The organism is Streptosporangium sp. NPDC049046 (genome assembly GCF_040649155.1).
In the GTDB taxonomy this organism is placed as follows: domain Bacteria; phylum Actinomycetota; class Actinomycetes; order Streptosporangiales; family Streptosporangiaceae; genus Streptosporangium.
In genome coordinates this window covers 46,382-70,101 of record NZ_JBEZEZ010000013.1, presented here as the reverse complement: position 1 = coordinate 70,101, position 23,720 = coordinate 46,382, and the positions used below count along the sequence as shown (strand labels likewise).

General features: G+C 71.8%; 18 protein-coding genes and 1 pseudogene. 6 read left to right on the top strand and 13 right to left on the bottom strand.

The features are described 5' to 3' along the window. Positions 1-51: 51 nt before the first annotated feature. From AB0B96_RS19980 to AB0B96_RS19970, 3 genes are all read right to left on the bottom strand, one after another. Positions 52-1,575, bottom strand: a complete 1,524-nt coding sequence (locus AB0B96_RS19980; protein ID WP_362900564.1) for a serine/threonine-protein kinase — start codon at positions 1,573-1,575, stop codon at positions 52-54. A gap of 42 nt (positions 1,576-1,617) precedes the next feature. Further along, positions 1,618-2,316 carry a response regulator transcription factor gene (locus AB0B96_RS19975; RefSeq protein ID WP_362900840.1) on the bottom strand — a complete coding sequence of 233 codons (699 nt, stop codon included), beginning with the start codon at positions 2,314-2,316 and terminating at the stop codon, positions 1,618-1,620. A gap of 106 nt (positions 2,317-2,422) precedes the next feature. Beyond that, on the bottom strand, positions 2,423-3,193 hold the full coding sequence (locus AB0B96_RS19970) for a histidine kinase dimerization/phosphoacceptor domain-containing protein (protein ID WP_362900562.1): 771 nt from the start codon (positions 3,191-3,193) through the stop codon (positions 2,423-2,425). A gap of 165 nt (positions 3,194-3,358) precedes the next feature. Here AB0B96_RS19970 and AB0B96_RS19965 point away from each other — a divergent pair, with 165 nt between their 5' ends. Further along, positions 3,359-4,366: a DUF418 domain-containing protein gene (locus AB0B96_RS19965; protein WP_362900560.1), complete on the top strand. Its 1,008-nt coding sequence runs from the start codon at positions 3,359-3,361 to the stop codon at positions 4,364-4,366. A gap of 87 nt (positions 4,367-4,453) precedes the next feature. Here AB0B96_RS19965 and AB0B96_RS19960 read toward each other — a convergent pair. Next, positions 4,454-5,233 (bottom strand): annotated as a pseudogene (locus AB0B96_RS19960) (EamA family transporter); the annotation flags it as partial. Between the two features lie 75 nt (positions 5,234-5,308). Between AB0B96_RS19960 and AB0B96_RS19955 the strand changes: the two are divergent. After that, positions 5,309-5,824 (top strand): MarR family transcriptional regulator, encoded by a 516-nt coding sequence (locus AB0B96_RS19955; protein ID WP_362900558.1) that lies wholly within the window; start codon positions 5,309-5,311, stop codon positions 5,822-5,824. 154 nt (positions 5,825-5,978) lie between these two features. Here the strand turns inward: AB0B96_RS19955 and AB0B96_RS19950 are convergent, their stop codons facing one another. The 3 genes from AB0B96_RS19950 to AB0B96_RS19940 all read right to left on the bottom strand — a co-directional run bounded on the left by AB0B96_RS19950 (position 5,979) and on the right by AB0B96_RS19940 (position 11,878). Then, the gene (locus AB0B96_RS19950; RefSeq protein ID WP_362900556.1) at positions 5,979-6,275 is read right to left on the bottom strand and encodes a hypothetical protein; all 297 of its coding nucleotides are present in this window, start codon (positions 6,273-6,275) and stop codon (positions 5,979-5,981) included. A gap of 266 nt (positions 6,276-6,541) precedes the next feature. After that, positions 6,542-10,750: an SMC family ATPase gene (locus AB0B96_RS19945; protein WP_362900554.1), complete on the bottom strand. Its 4,209-nt coding sequence runs from the start codon at positions 10,748-10,750 to the stop codon at positions 6,542-6,544. After that, positions 10,751-11,878, bottom strand: a complete 1,128-nt coding sequence (locus tag AB0B96_RS19940; protein WP_362900552.1) for an exonuclease SbcCD subunit D — start codon at positions 11,876-11,878, stop codon at positions 10,751-10,753. It lies immediately after the preceding gene. 83 nt (positions 11,879-11,961) lie between these two features. Between AB0B96_RS19940 and AB0B96_RS19935 the strand changes: the two genes are divergently transcribed. Continuing rightward, positions 11,962-13,539: a prolyl oligopeptidase family serine peptidase gene (locus AB0B96_RS19935; protein WP_362900550.1), complete on the top strand. Its 1,578-nt coding sequence runs from the start codon at positions 11,962-11,964 to the stop codon at positions 13,537-13,539. 149 nt (positions 13,540-13,688) lie between these two features. Here AB0B96_RS19935 and AB0B96_RS19930 read toward each other — a convergent pair whose 3' ends face one another. From AB0B96_RS19930 to AB0B96_RS19915, 4 genes are all read right to left on the bottom strand, one after another. Then, a complete protein-coding gene (locus AB0B96_RS19930) occupies positions 13,689-14,588 on the bottom strand; it encodes a hypothetical protein (RefSeq protein ID WP_362900548.1) in 900 nt (299 codons plus the stop codon). Further along, positions 14,585-15,640: a CU044_5270 family protein gene (locus tag AB0B96_RS19925; protein ID WP_362900546.1), complete on the bottom strand. Its 1,056-nt coding sequence runs from the start codon at positions 15,638-15,640 to the stop codon at positions 14,585-14,587. Before AB0B96_RS19925 ends, AB0B96_RS19930 begins: the two co-directional genes overlap by 4 nt. Then, the gene (locus AB0B96_RS19920; protein ID WP_362900544.1) at positions 15,633-16,253 is read right to left on the bottom strand and encodes an RNA polymerase sigma factor; all 621 of its coding nucleotides are present in this window, start codon (positions 16,251-16,253) and stop codon (positions 15,633-15,635) included. Before AB0B96_RS19920 ends, AB0B96_RS19925 begins: the two co-directional genes overlap by 8 nt. A gap of 298 nt (positions 16,254-16,551) precedes the next feature. Continuing rightward, complete coding sequence (locus AB0B96_RS19915; RefSeq protein ID WP_350944167.1) at positions 16,552-17,490, bottom strand: alpha/beta hydrolase; 939 nt, start codon at positions 17,488-17,490, stop codon at positions 16,552-16,554. Positions 17,491-17,840: 350 nt separating this feature from the next. Here AB0B96_RS19915 and AB0B96_RS19910 point away from each other — a divergent pair, with 350 nt between their 5' ends. Beyond that, a complete protein-coding gene (locus AB0B96_RS19910) occupies positions 17,841-19,349 on the top strand; it encodes an LCP family protein (protein ID WP_362900542.1) in 1,509 nt (502 codons plus the stop codon). Between the two features lie 180 nt (positions 19,350-19,529). Here the strand turns inward: AB0B96_RS19910 and AB0B96_RS19905 are convergent, their stop codons facing one another. Further along, on the bottom strand, positions 19,530-20,543 hold the full coding sequence (locus AB0B96_RS19905) for an enolase C-terminal domain-like protein (protein WP_350944170.1): 1,014 nt from the start codon (positions 20,541-20,543) through the stop codon (positions 19,530-19,532). Between the two features lie 256 nt (positions 20,544-20,799). Beyond that, the gene (locus AB0B96_RS19900; RefSeq protein ID WP_362900539.1) at positions 20,800-22,308 is read right to left on the bottom strand and encodes an MFS transporter; all 1,509 of its coding nucleotides are present in this window, start codon (positions 22,306-22,308) and stop codon (positions 20,800-20,802) included. Positions 22,309-22,561: 253 nt separating this feature from the next. On the opposite strand from AB0B96_RS19900, the gene AB0B96_RS19895 reads away from it, so the two are divergent. Together AB0B96_RS19895 and AB0B96_RS19890 are read left to right on the top strand one after the other, a co-directional pair. Continuing rightward, positions 22,562-23,191 (top strand): TetR/AcrR family transcriptional regulator, encoded by a 630-nt coding sequence (locus AB0B96_RS19895; protein WP_362900537.1) that lies wholly within the window; start codon positions 22,562-22,564, stop codon positions 23,189-23,191. A 1-nt stretch (position 23,192) separates the two neighbouring features. Continuing rightward, complete coding sequence (locus AB0B96_RS19890) at positions 23,193-23,633, top strand: thioesterase family protein (protein ID WP_362900535.1); 441 nt, start codon at positions 23,193-23,195, stop codon at positions 23,631-23,633. Positions 23,634-23,720: the final 87 nt, after the last annotated feature.

Genomic DNA, 23,720 nt, shown 5'->3' with positions numbered 1-23,720 from the left:
ACGGGCCGACGCCTTCGCCTCGTCCGCGAAACGCACGCCTGAGCGGGCCGGCTAGTTGTTCTTGCCGTTCCCCTGGTTCCCCTGGTTGCTTCCTTGGCCTTTGCCGCGCTGCGCCGGATTCCGGTACTTGTTCGGGTTCGCCTTCTTCACGGCAGGTCCGGACGTGCCGGCCCTGGGAGCCCCGGTGTCCGTCCTGGGGGCGGCCTCGGTCTGTCCTGTGCGGCGAGACACGACGGTGGATTGCCGTTCGTCGAGCACCTGCCGTGTCTTCGAGGGCTCCGGGGTCTCCGTGGTCTCTGTGGTCTCCGGGGTCTTCGAGGGCCCCGGGGTACCGAAGGGTTGCGGCGGCGCGACGGAGGCGGCGCCGGAGGGAGCGCCCCGCTCAGGCCCGCCCGCCTCGCTCGTCCCCGCACCGCGCCATTCGGCGGTGACGGCGGCGGCGACGATGACGCCGACGGCCAGGGCCGCGACACCCGCCGCCAGGTGCCGACGTTCGGTGTTCCGCTGACGCACCGGGGTGTGCCGGGCGTCCTCACGGGCGCGGCCCCCCGTGGAACGGCGACCGGCGTCCTCGCGAAGGTGCCGATCCGTGTGACGGTCGGCGTCCTCGCGGAGGTAGTGCCCCGTGGAACGCAGGTCGGCCTCGGACCGGCCGGTGGGCCCCTGGTCGAGGGTCGGCTCCGCGACGCGAGCGGCGAGGAGAGGTGCGTCGGTGCTGCCCACCTCCCACTCCCAGAGCGTGGCCACCTCCTCCAGCTGTGTCCTGGCACGGGCGATGTCAATGCGCCGGGCGGGATCCTTTTCGAGCAGGCCGGTGATGACGGGCGCCAGGGGGCCGGCGTTCCGGAACGGTTCGGGGTCGGCCGTCAGTACGGCGGCGAGGGTGGCGAGTGCGCTGCCTCGTCCGAACGCGGAACGGCCCTCAACGGCGGCGTACAGGGTGGCCCCGAAGGACCACAGGTCGCTTTCCTCGTTCGATTCGAGACCGGCGGCACGCTCGGGGGCGATGTAGGCGGGCGTGCCCACCACCATTCCCACACTGGTGAGCGACACGTCCTCGTCGACGGCGATGGCGAGCCCGAAGTCGGTCAGGATCGCGTGCCCGTCATCGGTGAACAGGATGTTGGCGGGTTTGACGTCGCGGTGTGTGATGCCGACCTCGTGGGCGGCCTCCAGCGCCGACAGCACCTCCAGCCCGATGCGCGCGGCGGTGGGAGCGAGCAGAGGTCCCTCCTCCGCGAGGATCTCGGCGAGGTTGCGTGAGCGCACGAGCTGCATCACGATCCACAGGCAGTCGTCGTCGGCCCGCACCACGTCGTACACCGCGGCGATGTTGGGGTGGCTCAGCCGCGCGGCGAGGCGAGCCTCCCGCATGGTGCGCTCCAGCAGGACCTCGCGCTCCGGCACGGTCAGGTGGTCCGGGATCGCGACCTCCTTGACCGCGACCTCACGATCGAGCAGCTCGTCGTGGGCCTGCCACACCGTGGCCATGCCGCCTTTGCCCAGCCCTGCCACGAGGCGGTACCGCCCAGCCAGTAACCACCCCTCGTGCCGTGAGGAAGATGAAGAAGCCATGGGGCATGCCTACCCGATGATTGATCCCGCATGTCGCGGTTATCACCGCATCCGATGCCGACCGGTTATCGGATCGTCCTCCAAGGCGCCCTCGGCACTCCGTGTCATCTCGCGGCTCTCCCAGGCCCAGGCCACGATCTCGACCCGGTTGCGCACACCGAGCTTGACCATGATGCCCGAGACGTACCCCTTCACCGTGCTCAGCGAGATGAACAACCCGTCGGCGATCTCCTGGTTGGTGTGTCCCCTGCCGATCGCCCGGACGATCTCGGTCTCCCGCGCGGTCAGGGGCCGCGCGGGCACGCGGATCTCGGTTCGGGCTCCGCGGTCGGCGAGGTGGTGCAGCAGTCGCAGCGTGATGGACGGCGAGATGAGCGCGTCGCCGGTGTACGCGGCCCGCACGGCCTCGACCAGCAGGCGCGGGCCCGCGTCCTTCAGCACGAATCCGGCCGCGCCGCAGCTCAGTGCGCCGTGGACGTACTCGTCCAGGTCGAACGTGGTGACCATCACCACCTTCGTCGGGGCCTCCGCCAGGGTGCGGGCGACCTCGATCCCGTCGAGGCGGGGCATCTGGATGTCCACCAGGCACACGTCCGGACGCGTCCTGCGGGCCTGCTCGATCGTTTCGACACCGTCGCCGGCCTCGGCGACCACGGTGATGTCCGGCTGGTCTTCGAGAATGGTCCGCAGGCTGGCCCGGATCATCGCCTGGTCGTCGGCGAGCAGCACCCGGATGGTCATCCGCGCCCCCTGCCGGGCTCGGGCGATGTCGTCCGACGCCGAGGTGCCCTGACGGACACGAACGGCACCGTACGGCACCGACGCCCTCCGGCGGGTGCGGGCGGTGTCATCGGTGCTCGCCGAGCTCGCCGAGCCGTTCGCGGCCCCCGGCGTCGGGAGCGGCGGCAAGAGCGGCGTCGCGCAGGAGACCGACCGCGCGACGGGTGGCGGCCAGGGCCTCCGAGCCCGCCGTTTCGATGTCGGCGAGGGAGTCGGTCGCCTTCTCCGGGTGCCTGGCGGTGACGAGCTGGGCGGCCTGGGCCTGGAGCACGATGCTGGTGACATGGTGGGCGACGACGTCGTGCAGCTCTCTGGCCAGTTCAAGGCGTTCGGCACGCCGTATCCGCTCGGCGACGGTACGCCGCCGGACGGCGAGCAGCCGGAGACCGGTCCCGGTCACCACGGCGGCGAGCCAGAGCAGACCGTTCAGCACCGGCACGGCCGAGCCCGGGTTGGCGAGAAAACCACTCGCCACCACGGCCAGACCTCCGGCGCCCACCGCGCAGGCCGCGCGGACGGGCAGTGTCCTGACCGCGGAGCCGACGAGCACCGCGAGCCCCAGGAACGCGGCGGGACTGGGTTCCGCGGGCAGGTGGACGAGGCGGGTGGCGAGGACGGCGAGCGCGGCCACGGCCAGACCGGCGACGGCGATCCACAGCGGGGCGCGGCGGCGCATCAGGGCGAGCGCGCACACCGAGGCCGCGACCACCGCGCCGAACGGCGAGTGCTCGGCGCCCCAGCTGTCGGCGATCTGGTACGCCTGGAAGGCCACGGCGACCGCGAACACGACGCCGAGCCCGGCGTCGGCCGCCGTCTTGAACCGATCGGGAACACGCACGGCGTTCAGGCTAGGCGAGGCACCCCGCCGGCCAGTACCGGCCGAAAGTACGGTCCTTTCCCTGCTTTCCGCCGATATGGGAGCGAGCTCGGGTCCGCAGGATGGGGTCCCATGCCACCCGAAACTCCTCCCCCGACGCCGGATGCCACCGGACAGGGACACCCCATGACGACCTCCTCCGGCCGGTCGCGGGTCGTCGCGCTCGACGTGCTGCGCGGGTTCGCCCTGTGCGGAATCCTGCTCGCCAACGTCAAGCCGATCGCCCACATGATCCACACCACGGACGCCATGCGGCCGGTGGTGACGGCTGGTCAGGACGACTCCTGGCTGGGGCTGGGCCTCTTCGTCGACCAACGCTTCTTCCCGATCTTCTCCGTGCTGTTCGGCGTCGGCTTCTCGCTGCTGCTGGACTCCGCGGGACGCCACGCCCCGCGCCCCCGGGTGCTCCTGCTGCGTCGGCTCCTGGTCCTGCTCGCCGTGGGCCTGGCGCACATGTTCCTGCTGTGGCGGGGCGACATCCTCACCGTCTACGCCGTCGTCGGCCTGGTGGTGCTGCTGCCCTCGACCTGGTTGCCGCGTCGGGCCGTCGCCTGGCTCGCCGCCGTCCTCGTCGCGACGCCGTTGATCCTGGGCGGCAACGGGGTGCCGCTGGTGCCGGGACTGTTCCTGCTGGGCTCGGCGCTGACCCGGTACGGCGTGATCGACCGGCTGGAGCGCTCGGTGCGTGTCCCGGCCGCGCTCGCCCTGCTCTTCGCGGCGGGGGCGGTGCCCGCCGTGTGGCTGCAGGTCGGGACGCGGGCCGACGAGGCGTACTTCAACACCTGGTTCGGCCTCGCCGGACTGCTGATGGCGGGCGGATACGTGTGTGTGCTGCTGCTCGCGCTCAAGACGCCGTTCCGGCCGGTGCTGCTGGGGGTCTTCTCGCCGCTGGGCCGGATGGCGCTGACCAACTACCTGTCGGCCACGCTCCTCGTCCTGGGGACCGCCCACCTCGTGGGCGGCTCGCCGGACGACTGGTCATCGGCGACGGTGCTCCTGATCTCGGGAGCCGTTCTCGTCCCCCAGTGGCTGGTGTCCACGCTCTGGTTGCGCCGCTACCGCCAGGGCCCGCTGGAGTGGCTCTGGCGCTGGGCCACCTGGGCCCGGCGTCCGTCCCTGCGCCGCACCCCCTGACCGGTCCACCGGGCGCGTCCGGTGTTTCCTGCCGGCCGGGACGAACGCGGCGAGGCGTGCCGCGATGGGTTGCCCGAGGAGGATTCCGAGGAGGGCCAGCGCCAGCCCGCAGAGCTGTCGCGCGGTGAGCACCTCCGCGGCGATCACCGTGCCGAGCAGCACCCCGGTCACCGGGTTCAGCAGCCCGACGAGTCCCACCGTTCCCGCCGTCAGGTGTCGCAGTCCGGCGAACCAGGCGACGAAGGCGAGCGCCGTCGCGACGACGCTGAGATAGACGAACCAGAGGGTCTCGGGTCCGTCCAGGCTCGGCGGGGCGCCCTCCACCGCGACGGCGAAGGGCAGCAGGACGAGACCTCCGGCGACGAGCTGCCACGAGGTCGTGGAAAGCACGTCGACCTCGGTGCTCCACCTCTTGGTCAGCACGTATCCGAACGACGACATCACCATGGCCGCGACGGACGCGAGAACGCCGAGGGGGTCGACGGCGGTCGCACCGGTGAGCAGCATGAGGCAGACCCCCGCGATGCCGACGCCGGCTCCGGCCAGGTGCAGGACCCGCGGGCGCTCCGAGAGCAGCGACCAGGCCAGGAGCATCATCACGATGGGCGACGTCGCCATGATCGTCGAGGCGACGCTTGTCGGGAGCAGCTGGGCCGCCAGGTAGACGAGCGCGAAGAACGCGCTCATGTTGAGAGTCCCGAGGACCAGGGACTTCCACCACCACGCCCCCCGGGGAAGCCTCCTGCCGATGAGGAGGAGCAGCAGTCCCGCGGGCAGCGCCCTGATGACCGCCCCGTACAGCGGATAGCCGGGCGGGAGGAACTGGTGGGTGACGAAGTAGGTCGTCCCCCACGCGATCGGCGCCATCGCCGTGACCGACGTCCAGCGGAAATTAGCTTCCATGGAAGTCAATATAGCTTCCCTGGAAGCTACACTCCAGACATGAGCGAACCCCTGGACCACGTGGCCCGCATCCAGCAGGAATGGGCCCGCGAGCGGCCGGACCTGGATGTGAGCCCGCAGGGGGTGATCGGGCGCCTGCACCGCCTCGCCGGACACCTCACCGAACAACTCTGTGTCGTCTACCGGCGCTACGGGCTCGGCGAGGGAGAGTTCGACGTCCTCGCCACCCTGCGACGCGGCGGACCACCCTTCGAGCGCGCCCCCGGAGAACTCGCCGCCTTCACCATGGTCACCACCGGCGCGATGACCAAACGCATCGACCGGCTCGAACGCGACGGACTGGTCACCCGCCGCCCGAGCGAGAGCGACGGCCGCGGACGGGTGGTCGCACTCACCGACGCCGGCAGGGAACTGATCGACCGGGCGTTCGCCGAGCACATGCGCAACGAACGCCGCCTCCTCGACGAGTTGGCCCCCGAGGAGGCCGCACACCTCGAGTCACTGCTCACCACCTGGCTGGCCCGCTTCGAGGCCCCGCTCCGGACGGACATCTGAACCGATCACGGGCGGACGAGAGCGGGCCCTCGCTGAAGAGCGAGGGCCCGCTCGTCGTTCGAGGTCGTTCGGACGGCGGACACGTCCAAGGTCGTTCGGACGGCGCGCATGGCGCGCGTCGACCCACGTACGGGGCTGTCAGCCGTTGGGTCTGTCAGCCGTCCAGACGGACGGTGACGGTGACACGACCCGCTTCGTCACGTCTCGCGACCGCGTGCCCCGCACGATCGACGCCGTCCAGCTGCAGCGATATCGGCCCGCCCGCCCCCAGGAAGTTGCGCCACCACGTCTTGGCGTTGGGAAACTGAACACCGATCGTGACGGTGTCGGCCACACGCTGGAAGGCGACGGGTGTGCTGAAGGTGCGTCCCGAGCGGCGTCCCGTATAGGTGACGACCGTGAGGCGTTCGCTGATCCGCCGGCCCCATCGAGGAGAGGAGCGCAACGTCATGACACACGAGTTGAAACGGCCGATCGCCCGCTTCGGAAGCGGCGCCCGAAATACCACAGAACCTCCACACGACGAGTGTCTCTTGCCGACCATCGTAACCGGCTAAGCGGAGGACCCATCCGTTTAGCCGGAAATGGGAAACACAGGCACCGAGACATCTCAGATGTCCTCCCTCCGACGCGCCCACAGGGTCCGCGCCGACGCGCGGCGGAGTCGCGCCGGAATCCTGCACCGACCGTCCCCGGGCCGTGTCGTCGTCGGGCGCGTCACTGACGGACCGTCGAACCTCGGCGTTCCTTGCGGATGTGCAGCTGCGCGGGCACCCGGGTGCGCAGCTCGGCGACATGGCTGACGATGCCGACCGCACGACCGCCGTCGCGCAGGCCGTCGAGGATGTCGAGCACCCCGTCGAGGGTGTCCTCGTCCAGGGTGCCGAAGCCCTCGTCGACGAAGAGCGTGCCGATCTCCACTCCCCCGGCCTCCGCGCTCACCACGTCGGCGAGGCCGAGGGCGAGGGCGAGCGAGGTGATGAAGCTCTCGCCGCCGGAGAGGGTCGCCGGGTCGCGGCCCACACCGGTCCAGCTGTCCAGGATGTGCAGGCCGAGCCCGCCGCCGGACCTGCTCCGGTCTCCGGCGGAGCGGTCACGGTTGTGCTCCAGGAGATAACGCCCGCCCGACATGTGGTCGAGTCGTTCGTTCGCCGACGCGACCACCTGGCCGAGGCGCTCGCCGAGCACGTAGGACGACAGCCGCATCTTCCAGCGGTTGTCGGCGGAGTTGCCGCCGGTCAGGGTGGCGAGCCGTTCCGTCAGACGGTGTCGCTCGTCGGCCGGCTCCCAGCGTCGCAGGCATTCGGCCAGTTCGGTGCGGAGCGCGGCCAGCCGCGCGAGGCGGGCCTCGCCCCGGTCCCGTTCGGACAGCAGGCGGGCGTGGGCGGCGTCGGCCGCGTCCCGCGCGTCACGCAAGGCCGCGAGGTCGGGTTCCGGCTCGGCCGCCGCGGCTACCAGCTCGGGGTCGGCGAGCATCGCGGCGACCGCGGCGCCCTCCTGGGCGAGCTCGCGGAGCCGGGCGGTCTTCTCCCCCCGCTCGGCGGAGGAGCGGACGGCCGCGCGGGCGTCGTCGAGCCCGAGGAAACCCACCTCGACGACGGCGCCCAGCGCCTGGTTACGGGCCGCCACGAGCTCCTCGGCGGCGACCCGCTCGTCCCTGACCGCCTCGACGGCCTCCCGCAGCAGCTCGGCCTCGTCGGCGAGCCGGTCCAGCCTGGCGACCAGCGTCGGGTCCTCGCCGCGCGCCTCGTCGAGGCGCGCGGTCAGCCGCTCGGCCTCGGCGGCGAGCCTTTCCGCGTTCGTCCGGCGGGAGGCCAGCCCGACGGCGAGCTCGCGTGAACGCTCCCCGAGCCGGTCGGACTCGGCGGCGACCTTCTCGACCTCGGCCGCCAGCGCCGTCTCGGCCCGCGCCGACTCGCGCAGCGCGGCCAGTGCCCGCTCCGCCCCGGTGAGCTCGTCCGCGGCGTCCCGTACGGCCAGGCCGGTCCTGTCGCTCGCCTCGCGGTGGGCGGCGGCGAACTCGATCACGCGGGTCGCGGCGGCGAGCGCGGCGGACAGGTGCGCGATCTCCCGTGCCAGGCGGTCGCGGCGGGCCCGCACCGTGGGGTCGGCGCCCCGGGCGTCGTCCAGGCGGGCGGTGAGACGCTCGCGCTCGGTCTGCCAGCCCGCGCGGCGGGCGCGTCCCTCGGCGAGCCGCCCGGCGATCTCCGCCGCCCGGCTCCTCGCGTCCTCCAGCTCGGCGGTGATCCGCTCCACCTCGGCGGCGAGGGTCTCCTCGGCGCCCGCCGCAGAGGTCAGCGCCTCAAGCTTCCTGCCGGCCTCGGCGAGGATCTCCCCCGCTTCCTCCCCGGTCGTCTCACCCGCGACGGCGAGAGCCTCGTCGAGGCGCAGGGTCAGCGTCGTGACGGTGTTTTCCGCGGCCTGACGGCGTTCCATGGCCGCCTCGTAGGCGCTCTGGGCCACGCGCTCGTCGTCGGCGGTGGGTGCCTCGTCGGCAGGGGCGGCGGGAGCGGGGTGTTCGGGTGAGCCGCAGACCGCGCAGGGGTGGCCCGGGGTGAGCTTCGCGGCGAGTTCCGCGGCCATGCCGTCGATCCTGGACTGCCGGATGTCCAGGTGCCGGTCACGGAGCGTCTGGGCGAAGTCGGCGGCGTCCGTCCGCGCGGCGCGGGCGGACTCCAGTTCGGCGCGGAGAATCTCGCGGCGCCGTGCCGCGGCGAGCACCGCGGTGGCGGTGTCGACGCTCGCCCGCGCCGCCGGGACCCCCGCCGCTGCGGCCCTGGCCTCACCGAGCCGAGCCGACGCCTCCGCCGAGGCGGCGGGCAGCCTCTCCAGGATCTCGCGGACCTCGGCCTCCTGCCGGACTACCTCCGGGAGCTCCGCGTCGAACGCGGCGATCAGCCCGTCGACCTCGGCCAGCCGGTCCTCCTCGGCCCGCAGCCCCTCCAGCGCGGCCAGTTCCCGCCCGCACTCCCTCTCCCGGACGGTGAGAACCTCACGAACCTTCCCGGGGTCGAGGTGCTCACGTATTTCCTTGGGGCCGGGAGCCTTGCGGCCCTCGTCGGGGTCGAGAGGCCCACCGGGCCCCAGGGCTTCACGGACGTCCTCGAGACCGAGGGCCTCGCCGAGGCCCAAGGGGTCGCGAACCTCGGGAGAGAGGACGGCCAGGCCGGCGGCGAGGTCGGTGCGGGCCGCGGACAGGTCGGCGGCGAGGCGGTCGCGCTGCTCGGCCGCCCGGAGACGGGTGACGGCGGCCTCCACCGCCGACTCGGCCGCGGGGACGCGGGCCGCGTCCAGGCGTGCGGCGGTGAGGCGTTCGTCCAGTTCCCTGCGGAGGCCGGGGAGGACCTCCAGGCGGGCGTCGGTCTCCGCCTGCGCGGCGGCCAGCTCGGCGATCTCGCGAACGGCCCTCTCCCGCTCCTGGACGATTCCCGCCAGGCGTGACTCCTCCGCTCGCAGCTCGCCCAGGCGGGTGATCTCGCCCTGGCGGTCGCGTTCCAGCGCGACCAGGTGGCCGAGCACCGCGTGGCGGCGGTCCGCACCGGCATCCGTATGGTCACGGACGTCACCGCGAGCGCCCGCACCCGCGTGGTCACGAGCCTCGCCGTAAGCATCGGCGCCCATGCCGGCACGGGCGCCGCCAGGAGCGCCACCGCCCGTGTGGGCGCTGGTCCCGTCGCCGTGGCCCGCACCCGCCACATCGTCACCGTCGTGCGCGGTGCCGGTGCGGTCGCGGACGACGCCCCACCGGCTGACGGGAGCACCGAGGAGGGGAAGGGCGCGGGCGACGGCGTCGGCGGCCAGCCGGTGGGCCTTGGACGCGGCCTCGGCGCGCTGCTCGGCGCTCTGGATCAGCGGCAGCACCCGGTCGGCGGCCGACGCCTCCTCCAGGATGATCTCCAGGTCCGCGCGTTCCTCGGCCGTCTCCTCCAGCGCCCGGCTCCGGGTCAGCGCCTCGGCGTGACGCCGTCGCCGGTCGGCCAGCGCGGCACCGCGCTCCAGGCTCTCGCGTGCCCGCCGTACGGCGCCCTCGCCCTCGGCTCCCTGCCCGTCCAGCCGCGCGGCCTCCAGGCGTGCGAGCTCCTCAAGCGCGCGGGCCCACCCCAGCGGGTCGTCCTCCACGGAGTTCGCGGAGTTCGCGGAGTTCGCGGAGTCCACAGGGTTCGTGGGGTTCGCGGGGCCCGCGAACCCCACCGGCTCCATCGACTCCGCGGGGAGCCCCGAGTCGGGGAGGGCGTCCAGCGCGGCCAGCAGGGCGGGACCCGCGGCCTCCTCCAGTCGCTTGACGGCGAAGTCGACCTCCTTGCGGAGGGCCTGCTGCTCGCGGTACGCCTCGGTGCGCTGCTCGGCGAGCCAGGACTCGGCGGTGGCGTAGACCTTCACCGAGAACAGGCGCTCCAGGACCCTGCGGCGTTCCTCGCCGTCGGCGCGCAGGAACTTGGCGAAGTCTCCCTGGGGCAGCATCGCGACCTGGAGGAACTGCTCGGCGTTCATGCCGAGCAGGGTGCCGACGAACTCCCCGGCCTCGTCGACCCTGGTCGTGAGCCCCACCCACTCCCCGGATGGCGCGAGTTCCTGGAGAAGCGCCTTCTCGTTCTCCCTGGTCGTGCCGGTGCCCCTGAGCTTGGGACGCTGCCAGGCCGGTGAACGGGTGATCTTCAGCCTGCGGCCCCGCACCGTGACCTCCAGCGCCACGCTGGGCCCACGCCCAGGAGGCGCGTGGTCACAGCGCAGGCTCTTGGCACTGTCGCGCCTGCCGGGCACCCTGCCGTACAGGGCGTAGCAGAGCGCGTCCAGCACGGTGGTCTTGCCCGCGCCGGTGGGGCCGTGGATCAAGAACAGCCCCGCCTCGGCGAGGGCGTCGAAGTCGACCTGCTCCTCACCGGGAAAGGAGCCGAAAGCGGTGATCCACAGACGGTGCGGGCGCATCTACGCCTTCGCCTCCTTCATACGGGAGAACTCCACGGCCTCCCGCAGCAGCCGGGTCTCAGCGGGGTCGGCGGCCTCGCCGCGCACCTCGCGGACGAAGTCGAGAGCGACGTCGATCTCGGGGCGCCCGGCCGCCCTGGCGCGGGTCACGGTCTCCTCGCCCCCGCCCTCGGGCTCGAAGGACAGGGCGAGCGTGTGCGGGAAGCGGGCCCTGAGCCGCTCCATCGCACCCTTGGGCCTGATCCGGTCGACGAGCGTCACCTGGAGCCAGTGCTCCTCGTGACGGGCGTGCTCGGGAGCGGTCAGCAGGTCGTCGATGCGGCCGGTGAGGCGGCTGACCGGCCTGGGCACCGGGGCCTCGACGAACTCGGCGCCCCCGTACCCGCCGGGACCGATGTCGACCACCCAGGAGCCCTTCGTCTGACCGGCCTCGGAGAAGGAGTAGGCGATCGGGGAGCCGGAGTAGCGGGCGGTCTCGCTCATCCGCTGGCGGCCGTGCAGGTGGCCGAGCGCCACGTAGTCGACGCCGTCGAAGGCGCGCACCGGAACGTGCGCGACGCCTCCCACGCTGATGTCGCGCTCGCTGTCGCTGCCCCGCCCTCCGGTCACGAACGCGTGGGCGAGGACCACCGACCGGGGACCGCGCCGGGCGAGGTCGGCGCGGACCAGGGACATCGCGTGCTCGATCGCGGCGGTGTGGGTGCGCTCGGACAGCTCCCAGGGGGCGCGTACCAGCTCGGGCTCCAGGTAGGGGATGCCGTAGAAGGCGACGTCGTCGACGACGACCGGCTCGCCGACCCGCCCCGGGTCGGTACGCAGGTGGACGCCCGCCGCGTCGATGAGGTCGGCGCCGAAGCCGAGGCGGCGGGCCGAGTCGTGGTTGCCGCTGATCAGCACGGTGCGCACGCGGGCGTCGACCAGCCGTCGCAGCGCCTGGTTGCACAGATCGACCGCGTCGACCGAGGGAAGCGCCCGGTCGTAGACGTCACCGGCGACCGCGACCACGTCGATCCGCTCCGACCTGACCGTCTCGATCAGGTGGTCGACGAAGACGCCCTGGGCCGCCAGGAGGCTCTCCCGGTGGAACGATCGGCCCAGGTGCCAGTCCGATGTGTGCAACACCCGCATGTCGCACGAAGCTAACAGGACTCAGCGACAAATGTGGCCACTCACGTCACGCCGATCCCCCGCTCTGTTCGGGGATGGCGGCGATGAGTACGCTTGAAGATCGGAAGGAACGATACCGGAGCCGGCGACGAGCACGGAGGCGGATCACCATCGGGGATCGCGGTGACATCCAGGTGGGCCGTGGCGTCCTGAGCGTCGCATCCGGCCTGATCCTGGTGATTCTCGCGACGGTGGGCTACACGCTGCCGCCGCCGTTCGATCCGACCCCTCTGCACGCCGACCCGGTCTTCCAGACCCTTCCCCCCCAGCCGCCCGCAGAGCTCCGGCCGGTCGCCGCGAACAGGCAGATCACCACGCAGGACATCACCGTCACGGCCGAGGACGGTACGCCGCTGGGTGCGACGATCCGCGCGCCGGTCGCCCCCGGACGGCACCCGGCGCTGGTCTTCGTGCAGGGCGCGGGTCCCGGGGTCAGGGGCGAGTTCACGACCCAGGCCGAGTGGCTGGCCAGGTCCGGGATCGTCACCCTCGTCTACGACAAGCGGACCGTGGGCTACGACTTCCTCAAGCGCGACTTCGGCCTCCTCGCCCGCGACGCCCTGCGCGTGCTGAAGGAGCTGCGCTCACGCGAGGACGTCGACCCGGCCAGGGTGGGACTCTGGGGGGTGAGCGAGGGCAGCTGGGTGGTGCCCATCGCGGCCAACGAGAGCAGCGCCGTCGGGTTCACCGTGCTGGTGTCGTCCCCCAACGTCTCCCCCATGCGTCAGGTGACGTGGGCGCTGGGCGAGCAGCTCCAGCGGCTGTACGCGCCCAGCGGGGTGCGCGAGCTGCTCATCCGCGCGATCGGCGCCGTCGACGCGGACTTCCTGCGCTACGACGGCCTGCCCGCGCTGCGCGAGATGCGGCAGCCGGTCCTGGCCCTGTACGGCACGCGCGACCCCTCGATCCCGTTCGTGGAGAGCAGCAAGGCGCTGACCGACGCCCTCACCGAGGGCGGCAACGACGGCTACACGATCCGCTACCTCGACCGCGCCGACCACGGCATGCGCTTCCACGGCGGTCCCCTCGTCCCCGACTACCTGCGGACGCTGTCCAACTGGGTGACGGGTCTGCCGGACACGGCCAAGCCCTCGGTGCACATCGCCGGCGCCACACCGGTACAGCGCCTGGAGGCGAGCGATGTTCCCGCCGCCCCCTGGTACGCCGGGGGCACGATGATCGGCCTGACGCTCTGCCTCGCCGTGGTCGGCTACGTGGTCGGGCCGGTCGCGGAGATGGCGGCGCGACTGCGGGGCCGCGCCACCGCGGCGCAGGCCGACGCCCTGATCTGGCCGCCGATCCGGCGGCGGTTCCGCCGGATGGCGTGGACCGGGGTCGGGCTGCTCGTCTCGGTGGTGGCGTTCATCACGCTGCTCGTGCTGTTCTCGGTCAACCAGGCCGGGGCGTGGCCCGCGGTGCTCGCCGGGTGGCTGGTCATCAGGATCCTGGCACTGCTGATGCTGCTGCAGGAGGTCACGGGCGTGGCGGCCGTCGTGTCGGGACTGCGCGAGGGCTGGCAGCCCTCGCGCCCGCAGAGCTTCGCGGTCGCCGGCGTGCTGGGCGGCACCGGCCTGCTGCTGGTGGCCGCCGCCTACTACGGCCTGTTCTCCTTCCCCTGGTAGGACCGCTCACCTCGTCCGGTCCTCGCGAGTTTCCCTGGATGACCCGTCTCCCCGCGACGCGTTCCCGGGGGCGCGTGGGTCCCGGGAACGCGAAGGCCCCTTTTGGGGAGATGGCGGGCGCCGGCCAGGTCGGCGTACGGAGCGCGGGGTCAGTCGGCGGCCGGGATGGCGGGCTTGTCGTCGGTCCAGCCGACCCTGTAGTAGTCGACCCTGCTCTTGCCCTTGTCAGAGGAGTCGACGTAGTGGGCGAGCAGCGTCATCGTGGTGGTGTCCACGACGAACCGCTCGTCGAGCGACCAGCCCTTCTGGTATTTCTGGACGAAGGGCGGCAGGGCGAACTTCTGGCCTGAGCGGTTCAGCGGGTCCTTGGCTCGGCCGAGGTCCTTGACACCCTTGGTGGTCTTCAACACCTGGTAGGCGGCGGACCTGACCTTGAGCGGCACCGGGTTCTTGTAGAGCAGATCGATCGCGTACTCGGCCACGTACCGATCCAGGTTGTTCAGCCAGTCGTCGATCGTGGACTTCGGAGAGGTGATCTTGGCCTCCTCGGCGGACTTGTCGATCCAGGCCCGCACGTCCTTGACCATGTACGCCCGCAGAGCAGCGGGATCGGTGGGCAGCGACTGGAGCTGCCGGTAGGTGACGAACCGCGCTTCGCCGCCCAGTTGGAAACCACCGGGCCACTTCGGCGTCTTCTTCACGTACCCTTCTCCGGGCTTGGTGGACAGGGAGATCTTCATGCCCTCCGTGCGATAGGTCCACGAGGTCGGCGAACCGTCGGCCTTCCAGGCCGCCCTGTCCTTCTCGCTCTTGGGCCGGGCGCCCAGCTCGCGGTAGGCGCCCCAGAGCTTGCCGTCGGGCGTCTGCCAGTCGACGCTGACCGATCGTTCCGTAACGGTGTAGCCACTGCCGACCGGACGCGGGTGGTCCCTGGTCTGCACCACCTCGACGCGCCAGTAGTCGGCCTCGGGCGGTGTGGCGGCAACCGCGGGAACGGCGAGCAGACCGGTGAGCAGCAGCCCGGCCAGTACGGTCATCGGATATCTCATTTCTTCTCCTTCAGTGGGTTGTCATCGGCCCAGCGGTTTTCCCTGACGGCGGTGAAATTCAGGAGCATGCCGTCGGCCACGGAGCGGGTCTCAAGGGAAAGGGGTGCTCCACTGCCCGGATCGACCACCAGCCGCGTCCGCGTCTCCCCGGCGTACGGTCTCGTGGGGAACTCCCCTGAGCGGTACTCGACCGCCTGCCCGGTGCGGCCCAGCACGTCGGTCACCTGACCGACGGCGTCGGTCTCGGGCATCGAGGCCAGCAGCCGGTAGGCGGCGGCCCTGGTCCCGCTCGTCACCGGCGCGAAGAAGAGCAGGCGGACGACGTTGTCGACGGTCGACCGCTCGTCGGTGCCCTTGAGAAGCTCCCGCAGGTCCTCGGGGGTGTCGGGCAGTTGCTCCAGCTTGGTCAGCGGTCGGCCCGCCATCACGACACGGAAGTCCCAGTCCTCGCTCGAAAACGTGTCCGGCTTCCCCCGCGCCGCCCGTACGACGCCCGGCGGCTCGTCGAACGACAGCATCCCCGGGGTGTTTCCCTCGTAGGTCCACGAGGTCGGCGCTCCGTCCGCGCGCCAGGCCTCCTCGTCCCGGGGCGTCGCGGGCTTGACTCCAAGACGTGTCCAGCGGTACCAGGTCCTCGCCTCCGGGTCGGCGGGGATCCAGCTCTCCTCCAACCGGGTCTGCCGCAGCGTGTAGCCACCGCCGGGAGAACGGAACTCCTCGCCGCTGACCAGGGTGCTTCCCCACCACGCGCCGTCGTCGGACATGGAGGCCACCGAGGCCGCGGCGGCCAGCAGGAACCGCTTGCCGTCCTGCGCGGCGATCACGCCACGTGTGGCGGGCGGGCTCGGCGGCGCCGCCGAGGTGACGACCAGGGTCGCCGCCGCCGCGCCGGCCAGCCCGAGGCCCAGCGCGCTCCACCAGGCGGCCCGGAGGGAGCGCCGTGCCCGCTTCGTGGCGAACGCGGCGTTCAGTCGTTCGCGTCCCGCCTGTTCCACCTCGAGCGACAGCGGCGGCACGGGCAACAGCTCCCGCACCGCCTGGTAGTCATCCATTGGAACCTCCATGCAGGGGGTTGACGCCGCCCAGGGCGGCGCGGAGCCTCTTACGCACCCGCGACAACCGGGATCCGACGGTGCCGTACGGGATGCCGAGCGCCTTGGACACCTCTTCGTGGCTCAGTTCGCCCAGCGCGCTCAGCATCAGCACGTCCCGGTCGCCGTCGGGCAGCGCCAGCAGCTCCCCGGCGAGGCGCTCCTGGGCGTTCAGCGCGTCGACGCGGGTCGCCACGCGCTCCTCGTGGCCGTGCTCCGCACTGGGCTGTGCCGCGGCACTGCGCCGTAGCGCCGCGAGCCTCCGGGTCTCGGTACGGCGGTGCAGCCCGATCAGGTTGGTGGCGATGCCGTACAGCCAGGGACGTACCTCGCCGCGCTCGGGGTCGAACCGATCGCGCTTCCTGAACGCCGTGAGAAACACCTCGGCGGCGAGGTCGTCGGCGGCCTGCTGGTCGAGTCGCCTGCCCAGGTAGCCGTGGATCTCGCGGAAATGCCGGTCGTAGATCTCACCGAACCGTTCTGGACTACGGAGCGACAGCTCAAGCAGGGTCGCGTCGCTGATCTCCCCCGGCGGATCGGCTCGGCCGACCGGACGTGTCACTTTGGCAGTCACGCCTTCTACTCAACCGATGGGACATTTCGCTTTCACGGCCCTTCTCACCAACGAGTGCCCGGCACCCGTGAACGCCCCACGCCTTCGAACGCCGACCGTTCGAACACTGACAGGCGGGCACGCCGACGCCTCTGGACCACGACTCCGCACTCGACGCCCGTGGAGGCCTGACACTCGTGCCGACCAGGCAACTTTGAACGCCGGGGGTCGGGAAACGCGGCCACCGGTGAACGCCCGCCACCGAAGCCGCCGGAGACGAGTCCGGAGTCGCCGAGGGGGCATCTCCCGGCGGACGGGCCTAGAGGCAGCCGTCGAGCCAGCGGTCCATCTCGGCGAGGACGCGCCTGCGGACCGGTTCGGGTGACAGCACCAGGTCGTGTATCCCGCCCCGCACCCGGACGCACGTCACGTGCGAGCCGATGCTGGTCGACCATCGGGCGATCTGGCCGGGGTCGAGCACGACGTCCGCCTCCTGGGCCTCGGGCATGAAGGCGCGCAGCCGCAGGCCCTTCTCCGCGCAGAGCACCAGCACCGGCACGTCCACCCGGAGGCCGTCGTGCAGCCTGCGCTGTGCCCGGCGGATCGCCCCCAGCCAGGCCGCGTGCACCGGGAACCCTCCGATGGGCTTCCACTCAAGGTCGAAGTCCCACTCGCCGTGGTGGCTGCGGTGCAGGCTCGTGCCGTACGCGGTGGCGGCCACCAGGGGCAGGACGGCGCGGGCGGGCAGCCTGGACAGTTGTCTTCGCAGCAGGTCGGCGGCGATCCGCACGGGAAGGGGGACGTTGAGATCGAGGAAGGGACTGTTGAGCACCAGCGCCTGGACGAGGCCCCGGCCGCGGACCCGGTCGGCCCAGAGCGGGGCGATCAGGCCGCCGGTGGAGTGGGCGTTGAGGACGACGCGGTCGTGCCCGTCGCGCTCGCGGATGACGCGTACCGCCTCGTCGATCTCCGGGAAGTACTCGGTGACGCTGCGCACGAACCCGCGGGTCTGGTGCGGCAGCAGCGAGCGGCCGTACTTGCGCAGGTCGAGGCCGTAGAAGTCGAAGCCCCTCGCGACGAAGTGGTCGGCCAGGTGGGTCTGGAAGAAGTAGTCGGTGAAGCCGTGCACGTAGAGCACGGCGCCGCGGGCGGGCTCGGGAGCCCGTCGCCGCACCAGTGAGGCCACCACCGTGCCCTCGTCGTCGTCGGCCATCGGCAGGACCGTGAGCTCGTAGTCGGGACCGAGAACGTCGGGCATGACGGTCAGGGTAGTTCGTGCGAATCATCCGGCCGCATCGGGACCTCCCGAAGGGCTTCGGGGCCTCACGCGGGAAGAGGACCGGGGTGATTCGTCCGGGAAGGCGGCGGTGTTCTCGGCGGCGCCGAGCGCGCGTGAGAGGTCGAGGGGCGTCGGGGATCATCGGGGATCACTGCGGCGGCGCTGTTTTTCGATCTCCGCGAAACCCTGATCGAACCCGATTGCAGCAGAAATGATGAGATATAGGCGTATTAGCTTCCCGGTTTGTTCACCCGTTTGTCGCCCGCGGCCTGGTTTCGCCCCCCTACCATCTCCCCTGCGGCGGTCAAGCGCGAGGAAACGGGGAGCAATTGCGGGACAGATCAAAGCCGCCCGGCGTCGGTGCGGTCATCGGCTGGACGGCACTGGCCGCCGTCGCCCCGGGCGCCGCGCATCTGCGTGCCGGATGGCGCAGGACGGGACTGGCGATCCTGTGCGCGTACGCGGCGCTGTTGCTGGCCCTGCTCTGGGTCGCGCTCACCTCCGACCTCGCCGACCTCGCCGGGCAGCTGGTCACCTCCTCCTGGCTGACCGTCGTCACAGTGGCCTCCCTCGCGCTCGGCGTCGCCTGGTTCACGCTGATCGTGCACTCGTTCGTGGTGATGAACCCCGGCACGCTGCCCAGTACGGGACAGGCGATCGCCGGAGGCGTGGCGGGGACGCTCGCGGTGGCCGTACTCCTGCCGTTCGGCCTGGTCGGGCAGTACGCGGCGGTCTCGCAGTCGGCACTGGACGACGTCTTCAACGCTCCGTCCACACCGCGTCCCGCGAGCGACGGGGACGGCCGCGAGGAGGACCCCTGGGCGGGCCGCGACCGGGTGAACATCCTGCTGCTCGGCGGCGACGCCGACACCCACCGGGTGGGCGTGCGGACCGACAGCATCAACGTGGCCAGCATCGACGTCAAGTCCGGCAACACCGTACTGCTCAGCCTGCCGCGCAACCTGGAGAACGTCCGCTTCGTCCCCGGCTCCCCCATGGCGAAACGCTTTCCCGACGGGTTCCGGCTCCCGGCCAACCCCGACGGCTCGCGCGAGGACCTGCTCTTCGCGGTCTGGGAGTACGCCGACTCGCATCCGGAGATCTTCGGGGGCCGTAAGAACCAGGGCACCAAGACGCTCGTCGACACGGTCGGCTACACGCTCGGGCTGAAGATCGACTGGTACGCCCTGGTCAACATGTGGGGGTTCGCCCGGCTGATCGACGCGATCGGAGGCGTGACGCTCACCGTTCCCCAGGACGTGGTCTTCGGCAAGTACGACGAGGGCCTGGTCAAGGCCGGAACCCGCAAACTGCGCGGCGCCGACGCGATGTGGTTCGCCCGCTCGCGCACCAACAGCGACGACTACACCCGGATGGGACGCCAGCGCTGCGTGCTGGGCGCGCTGCTCTCCCAGTCGGACCCGGCGACCGTACTGTCCAGGTTCAACCAGGTCGCGCTCGCCACCAAGGAACTGCTGCGGACCGACATCCCGCGCCCGATGCTGGAGCACCTCGTGCCGCTGGCGTTGAAGGTCAAGAACGCGAAGGTGACCAGCGTCCAGTTCGTCCCGCCGCTGATCAACACCGGCTACCCCGACTGGACCAAGATCCGTACGGTCACCGCCAAGGCTCTGCGCGCCTCGGTCGTCACCCGGCGCCCTCTCACCGCCACCGCGGCCCCCGGCGCCACCCCGAAGGCCACCACCGAGCAAGGGCCCACCCGCACCCCCCAGGCTGCGGCTGAGCAAGGGCCCACCCGCACGCCCCTCCCGGGAACGAGCGCCACGGCGAAACCGGACCCGACCACTCCCAAGGGCATCACCGAAGGCTGCGGCTGAGCGAGGGCCACCCGTCTCCGGACGACGGCTCTCCTGGCGACGGTCCTCCGGACGACGGCCGAAGCGCGACCGGGTTCCCCGGACAGGCCGGGGCGCGGTCGACCTCCCGCACGATCCGTCACCAGGCCCTCGGCCACCACATGGCGGGCCGGCGCTCCGGCTTTCACGCCGGGGAGCGTGTCAAGCCAGGTACGACTCCTTGGACAGGCGACGGACCCGGTCCTCGTCGATGCGGTGCCCCAGCCCCACCTGGGTGAGCGGCACGGCCACCACGCCGCCCGAGGCGCCGACCGGCGGGTCGACGATCTGCGCGCTGCGCGGCGGCTCGGCCACGTCGCAGGGCAGGTCGCAGCCGGGCAGGCTGGCCGCGGCTACGGTGGCCGCGCGGGCCAGCCCGGTTCCCTTTCCTCCCGCGCAGGCGATCTCCCACCCGGCGCGCACCGCGCGGTCGTGCACCCGCCGCACCTCACGCAGGGAGCCGAGGGCCGCGGGACGAAGCAGCAGCGCCCGGCCCGCCCTCGCGGTGACCGCCTCGTCCAGCTCTTCGGCCGAGGAGACCTCGAGCAGCACCGGGGCGGCGACGCGCTCCTGCAGGTCGGCATGGTCGCCGAGACTCGCGAGACCGGCGAAGGGGCGCTCGATGACGGAGAGCGTGTAGGCGTCCAGCGCCTCGAGGGCGCCGATGTCGGTGTAGGCGCCGCGGGCGTCCACGCCGATGCCCAGCGCCGGGTACGCCTGACGGACGGCGCGCAGCGGCTCGATGTCCCAGCCCGGGTGAACGTCCAGGGTGACGTGGGCGTACCCGGCGCAGACGTGCCGGTTCACCCGCGCGACCAGGCTCTCCAGGTTGCGCTCCGCGCCGATCCTGACGGTGGCCATGAGTGAGGTGCGGGTGCCGCCCAGCGCGTGGGCGAGCGGCACCCCGCGCATCTTCGCCCACAGATCCCAGCAGGCCATGTCGGCGGCCGACCCCCCGGGAATCGAGCCCAGCTCGTCGGGATGCTCCCAGTCGACGCCGATCAGCGCCTGCGCGAGCCCTTCCTCCAGCGCGACCCAGGTCTTGGGGTCGGCATCGACGACCTCGCCCCACCCGGTCATCCCGCCATAGTCGGTGAGCCGGACGAGGATGCTCTCCGGCCGCCTGCCGTACGGCAGTATCAGCCGGAACACCTCGAGCTCACGGATACGCGGCATGGACCCCTCGATCTCTCCGAGCCCGAACGACCTCGGACTCCGGCGACTTTCCGTGCCCGGAGAAGCCGGGCCAGGAAACACGAATCCCGCCCGAAGGCGGGACTCCCCCCTCAACACCACGAAGAACGGCGTTCTTCCCATGGTGCCACGGCGTCTGGTGAACGCCTCCGGCGCGAAGGGGGATTCGGTGGAGAGTCCCCCTTCCACCTGAGGTCTCGGACGCGCAGGGGGTTCGGAGCGCAGAGACGAGCAGGTCTCACGTCCTGGGCAGGACCCGGCCGGCGACGAGTGCCCCGGTGGCCGCCATCAGCGCCGTCAGCCCGAAACAGAGCACGTAGACGGCGACCGAGGCGCCCAGGGCCGCGAGGAGAGCCCCGGTGATCGCTACCGCGACGACCGTGTAGACCGACTCGGCGACACCGAGCGACGCGCTGTTCTCCCCCTCCTGCCCCGGGGGCGACAGCTCCAGGATGAGCACGGAAAGCGTCGGGTAGACGATGCCTATACCGAAGCCCAGGATGATCTCGCCGAGGAAGGCGGTGGCGACCGGGACGACGGCGAAGACGGTCAGGCCCATCAGCGCGAGGCCCGCGGCGATCAGCACCGAGCCGGAACGCAGCACCACAACCCGGTCGAACCGCTTGCGGCCCACCAGCCAGGACCCGAACGACCAGCTCAGCGCGCCGCCGGTCAGGGTGAGACCGGCCATCGTCAGCGACAGGCCACGCTCCTGGTTCAGCATCAGCGGCAGGAACGCCTCACCCCCGATGGCCGCGCCCGCCGCGATCCCGCGCAGGGAGATCACCGAGGGCAGCCCACGGGCCGCGCGCAGGGTTCCCGGGGGGAGCAGCCGAGGCAGAGCCGCGATCAACGTGGCCAGGCCGGCGGCGAGCAGGACGAACCCGGTGCCGCGCGCCGCGCCGCCGGCCTCCGTGAGCGCCGACGCGCCGTACTGTATGAGCGCCGCCCCTGCCGCGACGAGCAGCGCCCAGCCCAGCCGGCGCGCGATCGAGGACCGGGCGCCGGACGGCCGCTTCGTCACCTCTCCTTCACCCGTCCCTGACACCGCCGCACCCGCGCCGGCCTCCGGAACCGGCTCCATCACCGCCCCCGCCCCTGGTCCCGCTGACACCGGCACCGGTTCCGTCTCGGCCTTCTCCGGCTTCGCCATCGGCGCGGAGGCCAGCCCGCGCCAGAGCAGCAGCGCCGCCGGGAGGAGGATCCCCGTCACGCCGATGAAGACCCAGCGCCAGCCCACGTTCTCCACCACGATGCCGGTGATCACCGGTCCCACCATGGAGGGCACCACCCAGGCCGTCGCGAAGATCGCGAATACCCTCGGGTGAAGTTCCGCCGGATAGGAGCGCGAGACCAGCACGTACATCGAGACCTGCAGGATGCCCGCGCCGAATCCCTGTACGAACCGGCCCACGATGAACGCGTCCATCGTCGGCGCCGCCCCGGCGACGACCAGCCCGACGGCGAAGATCGCCACCCCGGTCCACAACGGCGCGACCGGCCCTTTGCGATCCCCCCACCACCCGCCCAGCACCGTCGCGACCACCCCGGCCGCCAGCGCCCCGCTGAACGCCAGCCCGTACAGCGCGTGACCGTCCAGCTCGTCGGCCACGACCGGCATCGCGGTGGCCACCGCGAGATATTCGAAGGCGGCCAGGAAGATGAGGGCCACCATCCCGACCGTGAGAGCGCGGTGGCTCCGGGCGAATATCCCGGCGGGAGGCTTGTCGGTCATCACGGTGGTCATGGGGTCGACGGTACGGCCACCGCGCGGCGGCACACATCGGCCCCCGGATCAGCCCTTGGTCGTAGGACCGGTGTCCACCGACGCGGGAGGCCGGGCTCGGGGCGCCCCATACCGTTTCACGTCGATTCCGGCCGACGCCCACGACGCGGGAGGCCAAGCCCAGCGAAGCGGCGAAGCGGCGAAGCGGCGAAGCGGCGAAGCGGCGAAGAATATTAACGACCGTTCGGTCATATTGTTTGCTAGGGTTCCAGACATGATCGACGGACGACTCCAGCGCGGAGAGCGCACTCGCCGGACGGTCCTCGACGCCGCCGTCCGGCTCGCCTCGGTCGAAGGGCTCGACGGCCTGTCACTCGCCCGGCTGACCGCGACACTCGGCGTGAGCAAGTCCGGACTTTTCACTCATTGGCCCGACAAACAATCGCTTCAACTCGCGATCGTGGAACACGCCAGAAAACAGTGGACCGAGCACATCGTCGAGCCCGCCCTGCGCGGCCCTCGGGGGGTGCGCAGGCTGTGGACCCTGCACGAGCGCCGCATCGACTTCTACCGCGCGGGACACCTGCCCGGCGGCTGCTTCTTCGGCACCGTCGACGGCGAGTTCGACGACCGCCCCGGCCCGGTCCACGACGCCGTCGCCGACGCCGTCGGCAGCTGGATGAACCTGCTGACCCGGCTCAGCGAGCTCGCGATCGAGCTGGGCGAGCTGCGGCCCGGCACCGACCCCGCCCAGCTCGCCTTCGAGATCGAGGCACTCGGCTCGGTCGTGGTCGTCCACACCCACCTGCTCAAACGCGAGCACAGCTACCGGTTCGCGCGCACGGCCGTCCTCGAACGGCTCCGTTCCCTCTCGACCGACCCCGGCGTCCTCCCGGAGACCTGACATGACGACCGTCCTGCGGAGCGGGCACATCCAGCCCGTCCAGATCCACTTCGACGACCTCGACGCGATGGGCGTCGTCCACAACGCTCGCTACGTCCTGCTTCTCGAGCGGGCGCTGTCCGACTACTGGGCCGAGCGGGGGTGGCCGTTCGACCCCGCCCGGTCGCACTTCGCCGAGATCTTCTTCGTGGTACGTGAGTTCTCCATCACCTACCACACGCCGATCAACACCGTGGGCGAGGCCGCGGTGCACTTCTGGCTGGAACGCCTGGGCACCACCAGCGTGGTGTACGGCTTCCGTGTGCTGTCGGCCGACCACACCGTCGTGCACGCCGAGGGCCGCCGGGTCCAGGTCAGGCTCGACCCGGCCACGCTGCGACCGAGCCCGATGAGCGAGCCCTTGCGCGACTCCCTCAAGCAACTGCTCGCCCTCACGCCCTGACCACGCCACGAGCCGGCCCGGGCGCCGCACGTTCCGGCCGCGCCACAATCCGGTCCGCGTCACTCACGCCGCGGACCGCGCCACGGC